General features: G+C 61.4%; 16 protein-coding genes. 5 read left to right on the top strand and 11 right to left on the bottom strand.

Annotated features, from left to right (window positions below):
• Positions 1–8: 8 nt before the first annotated feature.
• A complete protein-coding gene (locus KVQ82_RS04370; RefSeq protein WP_086793070.1) occupies positions 9–800 on the bottom strand; it encodes a YfaP family protein in 792 nt (263 codons plus the stop codon).
• A 279-nt stretch (positions 801–1,079) separates the two neighbouring features.
• Here KVQ82_RS04370 and KVQ82_RS04365 point away from each other — a divergent pair, with 279 nt between their 5' ends.
• The 5 genes from KVQ82_RS04365 (at position 1,080) to KVQ82_RS04345 (ending at position 7,471) form a co-directional block, all read left to right on the top strand.
• Complete coding sequence (locus tag KVQ82_RS04365; protein WP_027612924.1) at positions 1,080–2,225, top strand: Fic family protein; 1,146 nt, start codon at positions 1,080–1,082, stop codon at positions 2,223–2,225.
• Between the two features lie 88 nt (positions 2,226–2,313).
• A complete protein-coding gene (locus KVQ82_RS04360) occupies positions 2,314–2,556 on the top strand; it encodes an exodeoxyribonuclease VII small subunit (RefSeq protein ID WP_003228627.1) in 243 nt (80 codons plus the stop codon).
• Positions 2,553–3,440, top strand: a complete 888-nt coding sequence (gene ispA, locus KVQ82_RS04355) for a (2E,6E)-farnesyl diphosphate synthase (protein ID WP_222018132.1) — start codon at positions 2,553–2,555, stop codon at positions 3,438–3,440. Before KVQ82_RS04360 ends, ispA begins: the two co-directional genes overlap by 4 nt.
• Before the next feature lie 91 nt (positions 3,441–3,531).
• Positions 3,532–5,430: a 1-deoxy-D-xylulose-5-phosphate synthase gene (gene dxs, locus KVQ82_RS04350; RefSeq protein WP_222018130.1), complete on the top strand. Its 1,899-nt coding sequence runs from the start codon at positions 3,532–3,534 to the stop codon at positions 5,428–5,430.
• Positions 5,431–5,584: 154 nt separating this feature from the next.
• Positions 5,585–7,471 (top strand): TonB-dependent receptor, encoded by a 1,887-nt coding sequence (locus KVQ82_RS04345; protein WP_222018129.1) that lies wholly within the window; start codon positions 5,585–5,587, stop codon positions 7,469–7,471.
• A 113-nt stretch (positions 7,472–7,584) separates the two neighbouring features.
• Here the strand turns inward: KVQ82_RS04345 and KVQ82_RS04340 are convergent, their stop codons facing one another.
• The 10 genes from KVQ82_RS04340 to KVQ82_RS04295 all read right to left on the bottom strand — a co-directional run bounded on the left by KVQ82_RS04340 (position 7,585) and on the right by KVQ82_RS04295 (position 14,889).
• Positions 7,585–8,385, bottom strand: coding sequence for a cobalamin-binding protein (locus KVQ82_RS04340; RefSeq protein ID WP_222018128.1), 801 nt, complete (start codon positions 8,383–8,385; stop codon positions 7,585–7,587).
• Positions 8,385–8,804: a hypothetical protein gene (locus KVQ82_RS04335; protein WP_041074521.1), complete on the bottom strand. Its 420-nt coding sequence runs from the start codon at positions 8,802–8,804 to the stop codon at positions 8,385–8,387. Before KVQ82_RS04335 ends, KVQ82_RS04340 begins: the two co-directional genes overlap by 1 nt.
• Entirely contained in the window at positions 8,801–9,418 is a 618-nt protein-coding gene (gene ribA / locus KVQ82_RS04330) for a GTP cyclohydrolase II (RefSeq protein ID WP_041074519.1), read from the bottom strand. Before ribA ends, KVQ82_RS04335 begins: the two co-directional genes overlap by 4 nt.
• 236 nt (positions 9,419–9,654) lie before the next feature.
• Positions 9,655–10,392, bottom strand: a complete 738-nt coding sequence (locus tag KVQ82_RS04325; protein WP_222018126.1) for an ABC transporter substrate-binding protein — start codon at positions 10,390–10,392, stop codon at positions 9,655–9,657.
• Between the two features lie 34 nt (positions 10,393–10,426).
• Positions 10,427–10,930: a phosphatidylglycerophosphatase A gene (locus KVQ82_RS04320; RefSeq protein ID WP_007910933.1), complete on the bottom strand. Its 504-nt coding sequence runs from the start codon at positions 10,928–10,930 to the stop codon at positions 10,427–10,429.
• Positions 10,927–11,892 carry a thiamine-phosphate kinase gene (thiL, locus tag KVQ82_RS04315; RefSeq protein ID WP_198759038.1) on the bottom strand — a complete coding sequence of 322 codons (966 nt, stop codon included), beginning with the start codon at positions 11,890–11,892 and terminating at the stop codon, positions 10,927–10,929. The genes KVQ82_RS04320 and thiL overlap by 4 nt, the downstream gene beginning before the upstream one ends.
• 17 nt (positions 11,893–11,909) lie before the next feature.
• Complete coding sequence (gene nusB, locus KVQ82_RS04310) at positions 11,910–12,410, bottom strand: transcription antitermination factor NusB (protein ID WP_041074513.1); 501 nt, start codon at positions 12,408–12,410, stop codon at positions 11,910–11,912.
• Positions 12,407–12,883 (bottom strand): 6,7-dimethyl-8-ribityllumazine synthase, encoded by a 477-nt coding sequence (ribE, locus tag KVQ82_RS04305; protein ID WP_003228649.1) that lies wholly within the window; start codon positions 12,881–12,883, stop codon positions 12,407–12,409. Before ribE ends, nusB begins: the two co-directional genes overlap by 4 nt.
• A 235-nt stretch (positions 12,884–13,118) precedes the next feature.
• Complete coding sequence (gene ribBA / locus KVQ82_RS04300) at positions 13,119–14,210, bottom strand: bifunctional 3,4-dihydroxy-2-butanone-4-phosphate synthase/GTP cyclohydrolase II (protein WP_007966103.1); 1,092 nt, start codon at positions 14,208–14,210, stop codon at positions 13,119–13,121.
• 16 nt (positions 14,211–14,226) lie between these two features.
• On the bottom strand, positions 14,227–14,889 hold the full coding sequence (locus KVQ82_RS04295; protein ID WP_007955571.1) for a riboflavin synthase: 663 nt from the start codon (positions 14,887–14,889) through the stop codon (positions 14,227–14,229).
• Between the last annotated feature and the right edge of the window lie 43 nt (positions 14,890–14,932).

Raw genomic sequence — 14,932 nt, 5'->3', positions numbered from 1 at the left:
CGGGATGCTTAATAGTTGAAAGTCTTGACCAGCAGCAGGTCACCGATCGCCCGCAGGGGCACGATGAATGTTTCGCGTTTTTCGTCGACCGTGTTTTCGTTGAGCACCAGCGTGATTTGCGAGGTGATGACCTCGTTCTGGTTGCTGGCCTCCTCGAAGTTATAGCCGCCGTCGCCGAAGTTGCCCCAATAGTTGACGTAAACCAGATAGGTGCCATGCAGCGGCGCGGTCATGGTGAACATTTCCGGGCCGGGGCCATCGACGCCATCCGGATCCAGACCGCCGCCGTTGGTCAACGCCGTGTGGGCGAAAAACGCATGCTGGCCGTCCGGGGTAATGATGTGCAGATCGAGCTCGGCCTTGGGATCATCCCAGCCGAGCACCACACGAATCTTCGCCGGGGTGCGCAGGTTGTTCGCTTCATAGAACTGCACACGCTTGAGCGACTGACCCTCGGCACTGCGCACTTCGACACTGTTGGAACCGGCGCCGAACGCATAGGGCCGGGCGAATCGCCCGTCATCGTCGGTGTACAGATTCAATGGATTGCCGTTGACCGCCAGCGTGTGCGGCCCGCGCTGATTGCCGATGGCCTTGAGCTGGCCCTGGATCATCGTGCGATTGCGCTGAATGCCGCGATCGATCGGCGGCGTGGGATAGGCGACTTGCGGGTTTTCACTGCGATCAAGCAGGCCGTGATAACGCCAGCCACCGGACGGTTCTGACAGCTCGGCAGTCGGCGCCGCCAGCAGCGCAGGCGCGCAAGCCCAACCGATCAGCAGCCAAAGAAATGAACGCATGTAATGCCTCCTGCCATGCCTGAACGAAACCTTGCACCCGATCCTCGGTACTTAACAGCGGTGAAAACTGCGTTTCGTCTGAAAGACCCCGTGACTAGCGGGTCGTAGAAGGCGCGAAGATTAGCGATTCGGCAGTTTTTTAACAATCGGATACATCTGGATTTGCGGTAAGAATCACGTCCGCTTGGTGGACGATGAGCCGAATAGGCGTCATATTCGGCTCACGAAATGAGCCGAATAGCGTTTCTATTCGGCTCACGCACTCAGGAATGGCATTTCATGGCAACTCACTGGATCTGGCAGCAGCCCGACTGGCCCGACTTCAACTGGCAGGCAGAGCGTCTCACTGCGCTGTTGCGCGAATGCGTTCAGGCGCAGGGACAATTGATGGGCATGGCGGGATCAGTGGGCAATTCATTGAGCGCTCAGACTGAACTGGACGCGTTGCTGCAAAACATCGTGACCTCCTCGGCCATCGAGGGGGAACAATTGAATGTTGAATCCGTGCGTTCTTCACTGGCACGACGCCTGGGGCTGGAATCGCCTGATGGCGACAACGTCAGCAAGCGCAGCGAAGGGCTCGCGCAACTGATGCTCGATGCCACTCAACGCTTTGCCGAACCGCTGACACTGCAACGATTGCTGGAATGGCATTCATGGCTGTTTCCAGAACAGGAGAGTGGTTTCCTTTCGCGTGCAATCAATGTCGGCGCATTACGCGGCGATGAGCCGATGCAGGTGGTTTCAGGGCGAATCGACCGTCCGACCGTGCACTTCGAGGCGCCACCGCGACAAGGCCTTGAGCGGCAACTCGACAGTTTTCTCAAGTGGTTCGACGCCAGTCGGCAACAGGCAGGCCTCGATCCATTCTTGCGAGCTGGTATCGCACATTTCTGGTTCGTCACCTTGCATCCGTTCGACGACGGCAATGGACGCCTGACTCGCACCCTTACCGATCTGGCACTGGCTCAGAGCGAAGCGCAGGCGATTCGTTTTTATGCGATGTCCGCCAGCATCCTCGATGATCGTGCGGGCTATTACCGGATTCTCGAATCCAGTCAGAAAGCCACGCTGGACATTACCGACTGGCTCACATGGTTCCTGCAAACCTTACTGCGCAGTCTGCAACAGGCCATCGCGCGGATTGAAAGTGTGTTGGGAAAATCACGCTTCTGGCAGGCGCACCGCGAATCCGGGCTGTCGGCGGAGCAGATCAAAGTGCTCAATCGTTTGCTCGACGGTGGTGAGCGCGGTTTCGAGCACGGTATCAGTGCAGCGCAATACCAGAGTGTGGCCAAGGTCTCCAAAGCCACGGCCACCCGACATCTGGCGGAACTGCTGGAAAAAGGCTGCCTGCAACGTCTTCCGGGCGGGGGGCGGAGCACTCGGTATCAGATTCAATATCCGGGTGACTCGACCGACTGACACCCTTGTCCGTCGGCCCACTCATTTGCCCATAAACCCCCTATCTGCTAGTGTCGCGCCGGTTTAACGTCAACCGGAAATCGCCGCCATGGCCCGCAAAAAAGCTGCACTGGATTTCGAACAGTCCCTCGCCGACCTGCAAACACTGGTCGAGCGTCTGGAGAACGGTGAATTGTCGCTGGAAGACTCGCTGACCGCTTTCGAGCAGGGCATCGGTCTGACCCGTGACTGCCAGGCAGCGCTGGCCCAGGCCGAGCAGAAGGTGCAAGTGCTGCTGGAGCGCGATGGCGAACTCGCCGAGGAACCCTTCGACGCGGAACAGCCAGAATGATTGCGGCGTATTCGGCGACCAGCCAGGCGCGGGTCAATGCAGCACTGGAAATCCTCTTCAAGGCACCGCTGCCGGAGCTGTCGCGCCTGTACGAGGCGATGTACTACAGCGTGATGATTGGCGGCAAGCGCGTGCGTCCGCTGCTGGCCTACGCCGCGTGCGAAGCGCTGGGCGGCAAGGCTGAACAAGCCAACGGCGCGGCCTGCGCGGTGGAGCTGATCCACGCTTACTCGCTGGTGCACGACGATTTGCCGGCGATGGACGACGACGATCTGCGTCGCGGCCAGCCCACCACCCACAAGAAATTCGACGAAGCCTGCGCGATCCTCGCCGGCGACGGCTTGCAGAGCCTGGCCTTCAGCGCCCTGCTCGATCCGCGCCTGAGCAATCTGGATGCCGACATCCGCCTGCAACAGGTCACGGCGCTGGCGCACGCGGCAGGCCCGGCGGGCATGGTCGGCGGTCAGGCCATCGACCTCGGTTCGGTCGGTCTGAAGCTCGATCAGCAAGCGCTGGAGCAGATGCACCGGCACAAGACCGGCGCGCTGATCGAGGTCAGCGTCAAACTCGGCGCTCTGGCCAGCGGCCGTGCCGAAAAAGATCAACTCAAGGCTCTGCAGACTTATGCACAGGCCATCGGTCTGGCCTTTCAGGTGCAGGACGACATTCTCGACGTCGAAAGCGATACCGAAACCCTCGGCAAACGCCAGGGCGCCGACATCGCTCGCGACAAACCGACCTACCCGGCCCTGCTGGGACTGGACGTGGCCAAGGCCTATGCCCTTGAGCTGCGCGATCAAGCCCTGCACGCGCTGCGACCGTTTGACGCGGCCGCCGAGCCTTTGCGCGACCTGGCCCGGTATATCGTCGAGCGGCGCAACTGAACGCCAACCTGCCAAAAAAGACCAACGCGTGGGCAGGGGGCGATGCATCAGGTAAACTGCCGCATCTTTTATACCTATAACGATTCGCCTGATGCCCACGACGTTTCATGAGATTCCCCGCAAGCGCCCGACCACGCCCCTGCTCGACCGCGCGAACACGCCGGACGGCCTGCGCCGGTTAGGCGAAGCCGAGCTGGAAACCCTGGCCGATGAGTTGCGCCTGGAATTGCTCTACACGGTCGGCCAGACCGGTGGGCATTTCGGTGCCGGCCTGGGCGTCATCGAGCTGACCATCGCGTTGCATTACGTCTTCGACACCCCGGATGACCGGCTGGTATGGGACGTCGGTCATCAGGCGTATCCGCACAAGATCCTCACCGGTCGTCGCCAGCGCATGGAAACCTTGCGCCAGAAGGACGGCATCGCCGCCTTCCCGCGTCGCGCCGAGAGCGAGTACGACACCTTTGGCGTCGGCCACTCCAGCACCTCAATCAGCGCAGCGCTGGGCATGGCGATTGCCGCCCGCCTGCAAAACAGCGATCGCAAGGCGATTGCGGTGATCGGTGACGGCGCGCTGACCGCCGGCATGGCGTTCGAGGCGCTGAACCACGCGCCGGAAGTCAACGCCAACATGCTGGTGATCCTCAACGACAACGACATGTCGATCTCGCGCAACGTCGGTGGCCTGTCCAATTATCTGGCAAAGATTCTTTCCAGCCGTACTTACGCGAGCATGCGTGAAGGCAGCAAGAAAGTCCTGTCGCGCCTGCCCGGCGCCTGGGAAATCGCCCGTCGCACCGAAGAATACGCCAAAGGCATGCTGGTTCCCGGCACCCTGTTCGAAGAGCTGGGCTGGAACTACATCGGCCCGATCGACGGCCACGACCTGCCAACCCTGATCGCCACCCTGCGCAACATGCGCGATCTGAAAGGCCCGCAGTTCCTGCACATCGTCACCAAGAAAGGCAAAGGCTTCGCTCCGGCGGAAGTCGACCCGATCGGTTACCACGCGATCACCAAGCTCGAACCGCTCGACGCCCCGGCCGCTGCGCCGAAAAAGGCCGGCGGGCCGAAGTATTCGGCGGTGTTCGGCGAGTGGCTGTGCGACATGGCCGCGGCTGACCCGCGTCTGGTCGGGATCACCCCGGCGATGAAGGAAGGCTCGGACCTGGTGGCGTTCAGCGAACGTTTCCCGCTGCGCTACTTCGACGTGGCGATTGCCGAACAGCACGCCGTGACGTTCGCCGCCGGCATGGCCTGCGAAGGTGCCAAACCGGTGGTGGCGATCTACTCGACGTTCCTGCAACGCGGCTACGACCAGTTGGTGCACGACGTCGCGGTGCAGAACCTCGACGTGCTGTTCGCCATCGACCGCGCCGGTCTGGTGGGCGAAGACGGCCCGACCCACGCCGGCAGCTTCGACCTGTCTTACCTGCGCTGCATTCCGGGCATGGTCATCATGACCCCGAGCGATGAAAACGAACTGCGCAAGATGCTCACCACCGGCCACCTGTACAACGGCCCGGCGGCAGTGCGTTATCCGCGCGGCACCGGCCCGAATGCGAGCATCGACAAGGATCTCGAACCGATCGAAATCGGCAAGGGCATCATCCGTCGTCAGGGCAGCAAAGTCGCTCTGCTGGTGTTCGGCGTACAACTGACCGAAGCGCTGAAAGTCGCCGAGAAGCTGGATGCGACCGTGGTCGACATGCGCTTCGTCAAGCCGCTGGATGAAGCATTGGTACGCGAGATCGCCGGCAGCCACGAGTTGCTGGTGACCATTGAAGAGAACGCGATCATGGGCGGCGCCGGTGGTGCGGTCAGCGAATTCCTGGCGCGGGAGAACATCCTCAGGTCGATGCTGCACCTGGGCTTGCCGGACATCTACGTCGAACACGCCAAACCGGCGCAAATGCTGGCCGAGTGCGGGCTGGATGAAGCGGGCATCGAAGCCTCGATTCGCGAGCGTCTGACTCTGCTCAACAAGTAATCACCATGCCTGTGGGAGCGGGCTTGCCCGCGATGAGGTCGGCACAGTCAACATTGATGTTGGATGTACCGACGCCATCGCGGGCAAGCCCGCTCCCACAGTGTTTTGTGTCGCTAGAAATTTTGTGCACACCAGAAATACCAACGGAACACCGATGAACCTCTCGCGCCTCGCCCTGCCCCTCTTCCTGCTTCCCACCGCCAACACCCTCGCCGACACCTTCGAACGCGATCAGGCCCTGAAACTGCCGGACACGCTGATCAGCGCCAACCGCCAGGTCGAAGCGCGCAACGACAGCAGCGCCGCCAACACCGTGTTCACCCGCGAAGACATCGACCGCCTGCAACCGGGCAGCGTCACCGACCTGCTGCAACGGGTGCCGGGCGTGCAGGTGGCACAGGCCGGCGGGCGCGGTAGTCTGCCGGGGATCTACATTCGCGGCACGCAATCGGCGCAGAGTCTGGTGCTGGTCGACGGCCAGCGCATCGGCAGTTCGACCTCCGGCGACAGCAATCTGCAGCACCTGAACATCGACCAGATCGAGCGCGTGGAAGTGTTGCGCGGTTCGCGTTCAGTGATTTACGGCAGCGATGCGATTGGCGGGGTGATTCAGATTTTCACCCGGCGCGGCAACGAGCAGGGCCTGCAGCCGCGCTTGCACGTCGGCTTCGGCAGCAACCAGACCTGGGAACGCAGCCTCGGCCTGTCCGGGGGCGATGACAAAACCCGCTTCAACCTCGGCGCCAGCCTCGATGACACCGCCGGTATCGACCGTACCCACGAGTCCTACCCCAGCGACAGCGATCATGATGCCTATCGCAATAAATCCGTCAGCCTGAGTCTCAGCCATGCACTGACCGATGACATCGAAGTCGGCGCCAACCTGCTGGATAACCGTGGCAAGAGCGAGTTCGACAATCCGTTTGGCCGCTTTGACACGAGCACCTTCGAGTCGGTGCAGCAACAGCCCTACAGCGACTTCAACGTCAGCAGTGTCAGCAGCTACGTCGACGCGCGGGTCAACGAAATCTGGAAAACCCGCGTCGAATTCGGTCACAGCGAGAATCGCGAGAAAACCTTCGACAAACTCAGCGACGAGCGCACGGTTTTCAATACCTATCGCGACTCGGTGAACTGGCAGAACGACCTGACCCTGGATGCGCGCAACAGCCTGCTCCTCGGCGGCGACTGGTACGAGGACCGGGTCAACAGCAGCACCGCATTCAACGAAGACAGCCGCTGGAACCGCGCCGCGTTCATTCAGCATCGCTATCAGGCCGACAGCTTCTCCACCGAACTGGGTCTGCGTCACGACGATAATCAGCAGTTCGGCAGCCAGAACACCTGGAGCGGCACCTTTACCCTGCCGCTGAACCCGGACAACGACCTGCTGCTGAGCTACAGCGAAGGCTTCCGCGCGCCAACCTTCAACGACCTGTACTACCCGGACTTCAGCAACCCGGACCTGAAACCGGAAACCTCGAAAAGCTACGAACTGCAATGGCGCAGCCAGTTGACCGATAGCAGCCGTTTGGAAGCGTCGATCTACCGCACGGATCTGCAAGACGCGATTATCTTCGGCAGCAACTCACGCCCGGAGAACGTGGCCTCGGCGCGGATCAATGGCTTTGAAGCGGCGTTGAAACAGGAACTGTTCGGCTGGCAAAGCAATCTCGGTGTGGCGATTATCGACCCGCGTGATCGTGATACCGGGCACACTCTGGCGCGTCGTGCGCGGCGTACATTGAGCTGGGATTTGGATCGGCAGTTTGACCAGATCGGCGTCGGAGCGAGTTGGCAGGCTGTTAGCAGCAGTTATGACGACCTGAAAAATGAAAACCCGCTGGGTGGCTACGCCTTGTTCGGCTTGCGCAGCAGTTGGGCGCTGAACCGCGAGATCAAGCTGGATCTGAAGGTCGATAACGTTTTCGACAAAGGCTACAGCCGGGCGAATTACAGCTATGACGGCAGCCGGTATGGCTATCGCGAGGAAGGTCGAGTCTGGATGTTTGGGGTCACCTGGACTCCAGGACTTAACTGAACTCCCTGTAGGAGCTGCCGAAGGCTGCGATCTTTTGATCTTGATCCTCAGCGACTCCAAGTCAGCCACAAGCAAGATCAAAAGATCGCAGCCTTCGGCAGCTCCTACAGGGGTCAGCGGTGTGGCTGAATGAGTTGGCAGAGTTTGGCGGTCGCTTCGATCATTTGGCCGCTTGGGCGCTCCAGGCCTTTATCCGTGACCAATAGCAATTGTCCTCTCCTCACCGCCGCCACTTGCGGCCAGGCTTTCCACGCATCAAGCTGCGCCTGATCGCCAGCCAGAATCACCTGCGGATCGCGCTGTAACACCGCCTCGATACTCACCTGTGGCGCCGGCAAACTCAGGTCGGCAAACACGTTGCGAGCGCCACACACCTCAAGCGCATCGCTGATGATCTGCCCGCCACCGACGGTGTACAGCGGCTTGTCCCAGACTTGATAGAACACGTTCAGCGGCGTGTCCCGGCGGTAGCGCTGGCGCAGGTCATCGAGTTTCTGGCGCAGTTGCGCCGCCAGTTTCACTCCGCGCTCAGGCCGGCCTAGTTGCGCGGCAATAGCTTCGATCTGTGCAGAAAGTTGTTCGAGACTGTGCGGTTCGGCGACGTAAGTCGGGATATTCAGGCGTTTGAGTTGATCGCGTTGCGCCGGACCGACGCTGCCGGGCCACAGCAACAACAAATCAGGCGTCAGGCTGAGCAGGCGTTCCATGTCCAGCTGACCGTAGTGGCCCACTGACGAGATATCCTTGAGTTCCTCCGGACGCTCGCCAGCATCGAGTACGCCCACCAGCAGGTCCACCGAATCCAGCTCAACGACGATTTCCGACAGCGAAGGCGCGAGGCTGACCACCCGCAGACTCGCCAGCACCGGGCCGGCGCAGGCCAGCAGCAGAACCGCCAGCCACAGACGACGCATCAGCCGAGTTGACGCGGGATACGGTAGAGGTAGAACAGCACGGCCGTGGACAGCGCCAGCAACATCAGCGGTACGGCTTCAAGGCCGACGAATACCGCCAGCGCACCGATCCATGCCGGCAACGATGCCGCGAGCAAGGCAATACGGCGCTGGGTGGCCAAAGCAATCCAGGCCGTCGGTTCATCAGGGGTGTCGAGGGCTTTCTGCGTGGCGATCAGCGCGTGTTTGTAGCGCCCGAAGAACTTCAGGCTGACAAACATCGACGCAACGCCGGCGATGAACAATGGCATGGTCAGCACCGGCACAATGCCCTCGCCCTGACCGAACAGCAGGTTCAGGACAAACAGCGGCAGCAGCGCCAGCGCCAGATACTTCCACCAGTCGACCGCCAGGCGGCGCCGCACCTGACCGCGGGTCACGCGCGGTCTACCTCGCCCTGATGCTCGTTGCCCATCATGTGGTCGAGCTTGCTGGCCTTGGTTGCCAGATACAGTTTGTTGTGCGGGTTGTGCCCGGTGTGCAGCGGCACACGCTCGGCAACGACGATGCCCATGTCGGTCAGGGCTTTGACCTTGCGCGGGTTGTTGGTCATCAGACGCAGCGACTTCACGCCCAGATGCTCGAGCATCGGCAGGCACATGGCGTAGTCACGCTGATCGGCGGCAAACCCAAGACGCTCGTTGGCTTCAACGGTGTCGGCGCCGCCGTCCTGCAACTCGTAGGCGCGGATCTTGTTCAGCAGACCGATGCCGCGACCTTCCTGACGCAGGTACAGCAGCACGCCACGGCCTTCACGGGCGATGGCCTTGAGTGCCGCTTCGAGTTGCGAGCCGCAGTCGCAGCGCTGGCTGAACAGCGCGTCACCGGTCAGGCACTCGGAGTGCAACCGGCCGAGCACCGGGGCACCGTCGTCAATTTCACCGAGGCTCAGCACGACGTGCTCGCGGCCGGTGGCTTCATCGAGAAAACCGTGCATGGTGAATTGTGCAAAAGGCGTTGGCAGCTTGGAAGCGGCGACAAAAACGACAGGCACCGGTGTGCTCCTGATCTAAAAGTCTGAAGATTCGCAGGCCGGCATTGTAACAGCAGGTTCCTGCAGACGCTTAGGCTGAATTATCGGGCATAACGATCAAAAAGTTTGATAACACCTCGGACAACAGGGATCCCTGCAGGAGCTGTCGAGTGAAACGAGGCTGCGATCTGTTGATCCGTTTTTTAAGATCAAGATCAAAAGATCGCAGCGTACCGCAGCTCCTACAGGGAGGGGCGTCAGTTCGACTCGAATGGATAAGGCTGCTTCCACCGCTCGAAAACCGGCTTCAGCTCCCCGCTCTTGACCAATTGCTCCATGCGCCTGTCGAAGAGCGCCATCAGTGTGCGCGCTTGCGGCGTGTCGGCGAAGCACAGGTACAGCGGCAATTCGGCGATATGCGTCTTGCGAAACTGCGTCGGATCCTTGGCCCGGCCGATCACATAATCGATTTCGGTCTGCGCATCGATGTAATAGTCCGCGCGGTTGTGGGTGAGCATCGACAGGATGCCGGTGCGCCGCACGACCTCATTGTAGTTGCGCACATTGGGCAAATAATCCTGATAGTCGTAACCGCGTACCCACGCCAGGCGATAGTTGCCGAGGGTCTCCGGGGTCGGTGACGGATTGCTCGCCAAGCCCAGGGCGTAGATGTGATCGGTGTCGAAGTTCCAGCGCGGGTATAGCAGGTCGCCGGCCTCGTTTTTATACGAACCAACGCAGGCATCGACTTCGCCGCGCTCGGCCAGACCGACGGAGCGCGTATAGGGTTCAGTGCGGATATCGAGCTTCACCCCGGCCGGTTCGAACACCTTGCGCAGCACGTCCCAGCCCAGGCCATGGCCGTCGGCGGCGGTGTAATCTTCCCAGTCTTCGCTGGCCAGATGGATGACCGCAGGCGTCGGCGCAGCTTCCTGCGCACTGGCAACAGTGCCCAGCAAGGTCAAAAACACAAGCGCCAGCCAGCGTCGAGCCATCCCTCGTTTCCTCACTTAACCCTGACGATCCGGATCAGGCGAAAATCCACACCAGCCCCTGCATCGCCAGCCAGGCAAACACGCCGGCCAGCACGTCGTCGAGCATGATGCCGACGCCGCCGTGGACATGCCGGTCGATCCAGCGAATCGGCCATGGCTTGAGAATGTCGAAGAAGCGGAACACCAGGAACCCCGCGAGCAACCAGTACCAGCCTTCCGGCACCAGCCACAGGGTGATCCACATCCCGACCATTTCATCCCAGACGATGCCTTCGTGGTCGTGCACCCGCAGATCGTCGGCCACCTTGCCGCACAGCCAGAAGCCGAACAGCATTGTAATTCCGAGCATCAGCCAGTAACCCCAGTCGGGCAGCATCTGCCACAACGGGATAAAGGGTAGCGCAACTAACGAACCCCACGTGCCCGGTGCTTTCGGCAAGGTGCCGGAGCCGAAGCCGAACGCGAGGAAATGCCAGGGATTGCGCCAGACCGACGGCGGAACGAATTCGGCCGGAACCTGTTTCGGGTGATCTGTCACGGTGTCTCCTGAAAATGTTGATAACCGCGGATTTGCGGGGTGATGTCGTGTCCTTCGCGATCCAGCAGCACCACACCCTGGCCCTGCGCCACACGCCCGATCACATGGATCGGCCAACCATCGGCCAGCAGCGCCGGCAACTCGACGGACGGTAGCGTGAAGGCCAGCACATAGTCGTCGCCGCCGCTCAACGCTGCCCGTTCGGCACCGCGCTGACCGAGAAACGCCACTAAAGCATCGGACAACGGTACGCGCTCGCGTTCAACTTCGAGTCGAACCCCCGAGGCCAGAGCGATATGCCCGCAATCGGCGAGCAGGCCGTCAGAGATGTCGAGGGCCGATGTGGCCTTGCCACGCAAGGCCTGACCGAGCGCCAGTTGCGGTTGCGGCGACCAGTAATGATCGAGCAACGGCTGGGCGATATCTGCTTCGGCCTCACGCTGGCCAAGCACCAGCGGCAACGCCCCGGCGGCATTGCCCAGCTCGCCGCCGACGCAGAGCAGATCGCCCGGTTGTGCGCCGCTGCGGGTCAAGGCCTGCCCGGCCGGAACGCGACCGAATACGGTCACCGTCAAGCTCAACGGCCCGCGCGTGGTGTCACCGCCGACCAGCGCGATGCCGCAGCTCTGCGCCATGCGATTCAAACCGCGGGCGTAGGCTTGCAGCCAATCGGCGGTCACCGTCGGCACAGTCAGGGCAAGGGTAAAGGCAACGGGCGTAGCGCCCATGGCGGCCAGGTCGCTGACCGCGACGGCCAGCGAGCGCTGACCGAGCAGAAACGGATCGCAGGGATCGGCGAAATGCACGCCGGCCACCAGCGTATCGGTGGAAATCGCCAGCTGCTCCCCGGGGGGAACCGCCAGCAAGGCGCAGTCATCGCCGATCCCCAGAGCAACGCCCTCGCCGCCCTGCGCACAAGGCGCGGCGGCGAAGAAATTGCGGATCAGCTCAAACTCGCCCATGAGGTCTCAAGCGCGTATCAGCGCTTGAACGCCTTCACTTCAGCTTCACGCAGGCGCGGAGCCAGCTTGTCGAGTACGCCGTTGACGAACTTGTGGCCGTCGGTCGAACCGAAGACTTTCGCCAGCTCGATACCTTCGTTGATCACCACGCGGTACGGCACATCGACACGCTTGAGCAGTTCCCAGGTGGACAGGCGCAGAACCGCCAGCTCAACCGGGTCCAGCTCTTCGATTTCGATGTCCAGGCATGGCTTGAGCGCGGTGTCGATTTCGCTCTTGAACTGCGGAACCCCGTGCAGGATCTCGCGGAAGTAGGCGCCATCGACATCGGTGAAATCGTTATCAACGCGAAACTGCGCTTCGATCTCGTTCAGCGATTGCCGGGCCATGTGCCACTGATACAGGGCCTGAGTCGCGAGCTGACGGGCTTCGCGGCGCTTGGCGCTCTTCGATGGCTTGCCGGCATCCGCAGGTTTCGGATCGCGCGGGTTGAAACGATCGCTATCGTCGCTAATCACTTGGCCTCCAACTGCGCCAGCAGGCTGACCATTTCCAGAGCGGACAGGGCAGCTTCAGCACCTTTGTTGCCGGCCTTGGTGCCGGAACGTTCGATGGCTTGCTCGATGGAGTCAACGGTCAGGACGCCGAACGCGACCGGTACGCCGAATTCCATGGACACCTGGGCCAGACCCTTGGTGCACTCGCCTGCCACGTATTCGAAGTGCGGAGTGCCGCCACGAATGACCGCGCCGAGGGCGATGATGGCTGCGAACTCGCCTTTCTGGGCGACTTTCTGCGCAACCAGCGGGATTTCGAAGGCGCCAGGTGCGCGGATGATGGTGATGTCGCTTTCGCTCACGCCGTGGCGAACCAGGGCATCAACTGCACCGCTGACCAGGCTTTCAACCACGAAGCTGTTGAAACGGCCCACTACCAGAGCGTAGCGGCCTTTAGGGGCGATGAAGGTACCTTCGATGGTCTTCAGGGTCATTCGTCAGATCTCTTAAAGAGCCGGGACGCGTCTCGTACGCATCCCTCAGTGATATTAGCCACAAATTCATGACCGGAAACACCGCATTGCTGTTCGACTACACCCTGTGGCGAGGGGCTTCATCCCCGATGGACTGCGCAGCAGTCCCAACCAAATAGGGCCGCTACGCAGCCCGTCGGGGATGAATCCCCTCACCACAAGGATCTACATCAACAATGCCGAATTCACCGGGTCATTATTCGGAGGGCACGTATTCTACAACTTCCAGATCGAAACCGGATATCGCATTAAATTTCATCGGTGCCGACATCAGGCGCATTTTGCGCACACCGAGGTCACGCAGGATCTGCGAACCGGCACCGACGATGCTGTAGGTGGTCGGTTTTTTCACCGCCGCCTGATCAGCAGTTTCGCGGATGTGCGCCAGCAACACGTCGCCATCAAGCGGGTGCCCGAGCAACAGCACCACACCGCTGCCGGCCTCGGCCACCGCAGCCATCGCGGCGCGCAGGCTCCAACGGCCCGGTTGCTTGACCATCAGCAGGTCGCGCAGCGGGTCCATGTTGTGCACGCGCACCAGGGTCGGCTCTTCGGCGCAAACGGTGCCCAGCGTGAGGGCCATGTGCACGTCGCCTTCCACCGAATCACGATAGGTCACCAGGTTGAATTGGCCCAGTTCGCTGTCCAGCGGCTGCTCGGCAATCCGCTGAACGGTACGTTCGTGGATCATCCGGTAATGAATCAGGTCGGCGATGGTGCCGATCTTGATGTTGTGTTCGGCGGCAAACGCTTCCAGCTCGGCGCGACGGGACATGGTGCCGTCGTCGTTCATCACTTCGCAGATCACGCCGCTCGGCTCGAAACCGGCCATGCGCGCCAGGTCGCAGGCGGCTTCGGTGTGACCGGCACGGGCCAGCGTACCGCCAGCCTGGGCCATCAGCGGGAAGATGTGGCCCGGGCTGACGATGTCTTCAGCCTTGGCGTCTTTTGCCGCCGCCGCTTGCACGGTGCGCGCACGGTCGGCGGCGGAGATACCGGTGGTGACGCCTTCGGCGGCTTCGATCGACACGGTGAACTTGGTGCCGAAACCGGAACCGTTGCGCGGCGCCATCAGCGGCAGCTTCAACAGCTCGCAGCGCTCGCGGCTCATTGGCATGCAGATCAGGCCACGGGCGTGCTTGGCCATGAAGTTGATGTGCTCGGCCTTGCAGCATTCGGCGGCCATGATCAGGTCGCCTTCGTTCTCGCGGTCTTCGTCATCCATGAGGATGACCATCTTGCCTTGGCGGATGTCTTCAACCAGTTCTTCGATGCTATTGAGCGCCACAAGGCACCCCCTTCAGTCAGGATTTGAGGTAGCCGTTGGCGGCCAGAAAGCTTTCAGTGATACCACCGGACGTCGGCTCTGCAGCCTTGTCGCCCAACAGCAAACGCTCCAGATAACGCGCCAGCAAATCGACTTCCAGGTTCACCCGGCGGCCTGGCTTGTAGGAGGCCATGATGGTTTCGCTCAGGGTGTGCGGAATGATCGTCAGCAGGAATTCGGCGCCATCCACCGCGTTCACGGTCAGGCTGGTGCCGTCGACGGTGATCGAGCCTTTATGGGCGATGTACTTGGCCAGTTCCTTCGGCGCGCGAATGCGAAATTCCACGGCGCGGGCATTGTCGCTGCGCGACACCACTTCGCCGACACCGTCGACGTGACCGCTGACCAGATGCCCGCCAAGACGGGTGGTCGGGGTCAGGGCTTTTTCCAGATTGACCGGGCTGCCGCTTTTCAGGTCATTCATCGCGGTGCAATCGAGGGTTTCGCGGCTGACGTCGGCAGCAAAGCCGTTGCCTGGCAGCTCAACCGCCGTCAGGCACACGCCGTTGACCGCGATGCTGTCGCCAAGTTTGACGTCGCTCAAATCGAGCTTGCCGGTTTCGACATGCACCCGCACATCACCGCCCTTTGGGGTCAGTGCGCGGATACTGCCGATGGATTCGATGATGCCGGTAAACATGGGGTTCTCCTTGAGAACGAAGCCAGCGCTAAGGCGATGGCCG

The sequence above is a fragment of the Pseudomonas sp. AO-1 genome (assembly GCF_019775695.1).
GTDB classification, from domain to species: domain Bacteria; phylum Pseudomonadota; class Gammaproteobacteria; order Pseudomonadales; family Pseudomonadaceae; genus Aquipseudomonas; species Aquipseudomonas parakoreensis.
Note: the sequence above shows the minus strand (reverse complement) of the source record. Positions and strands in the feature narration are given on the sequence as shown.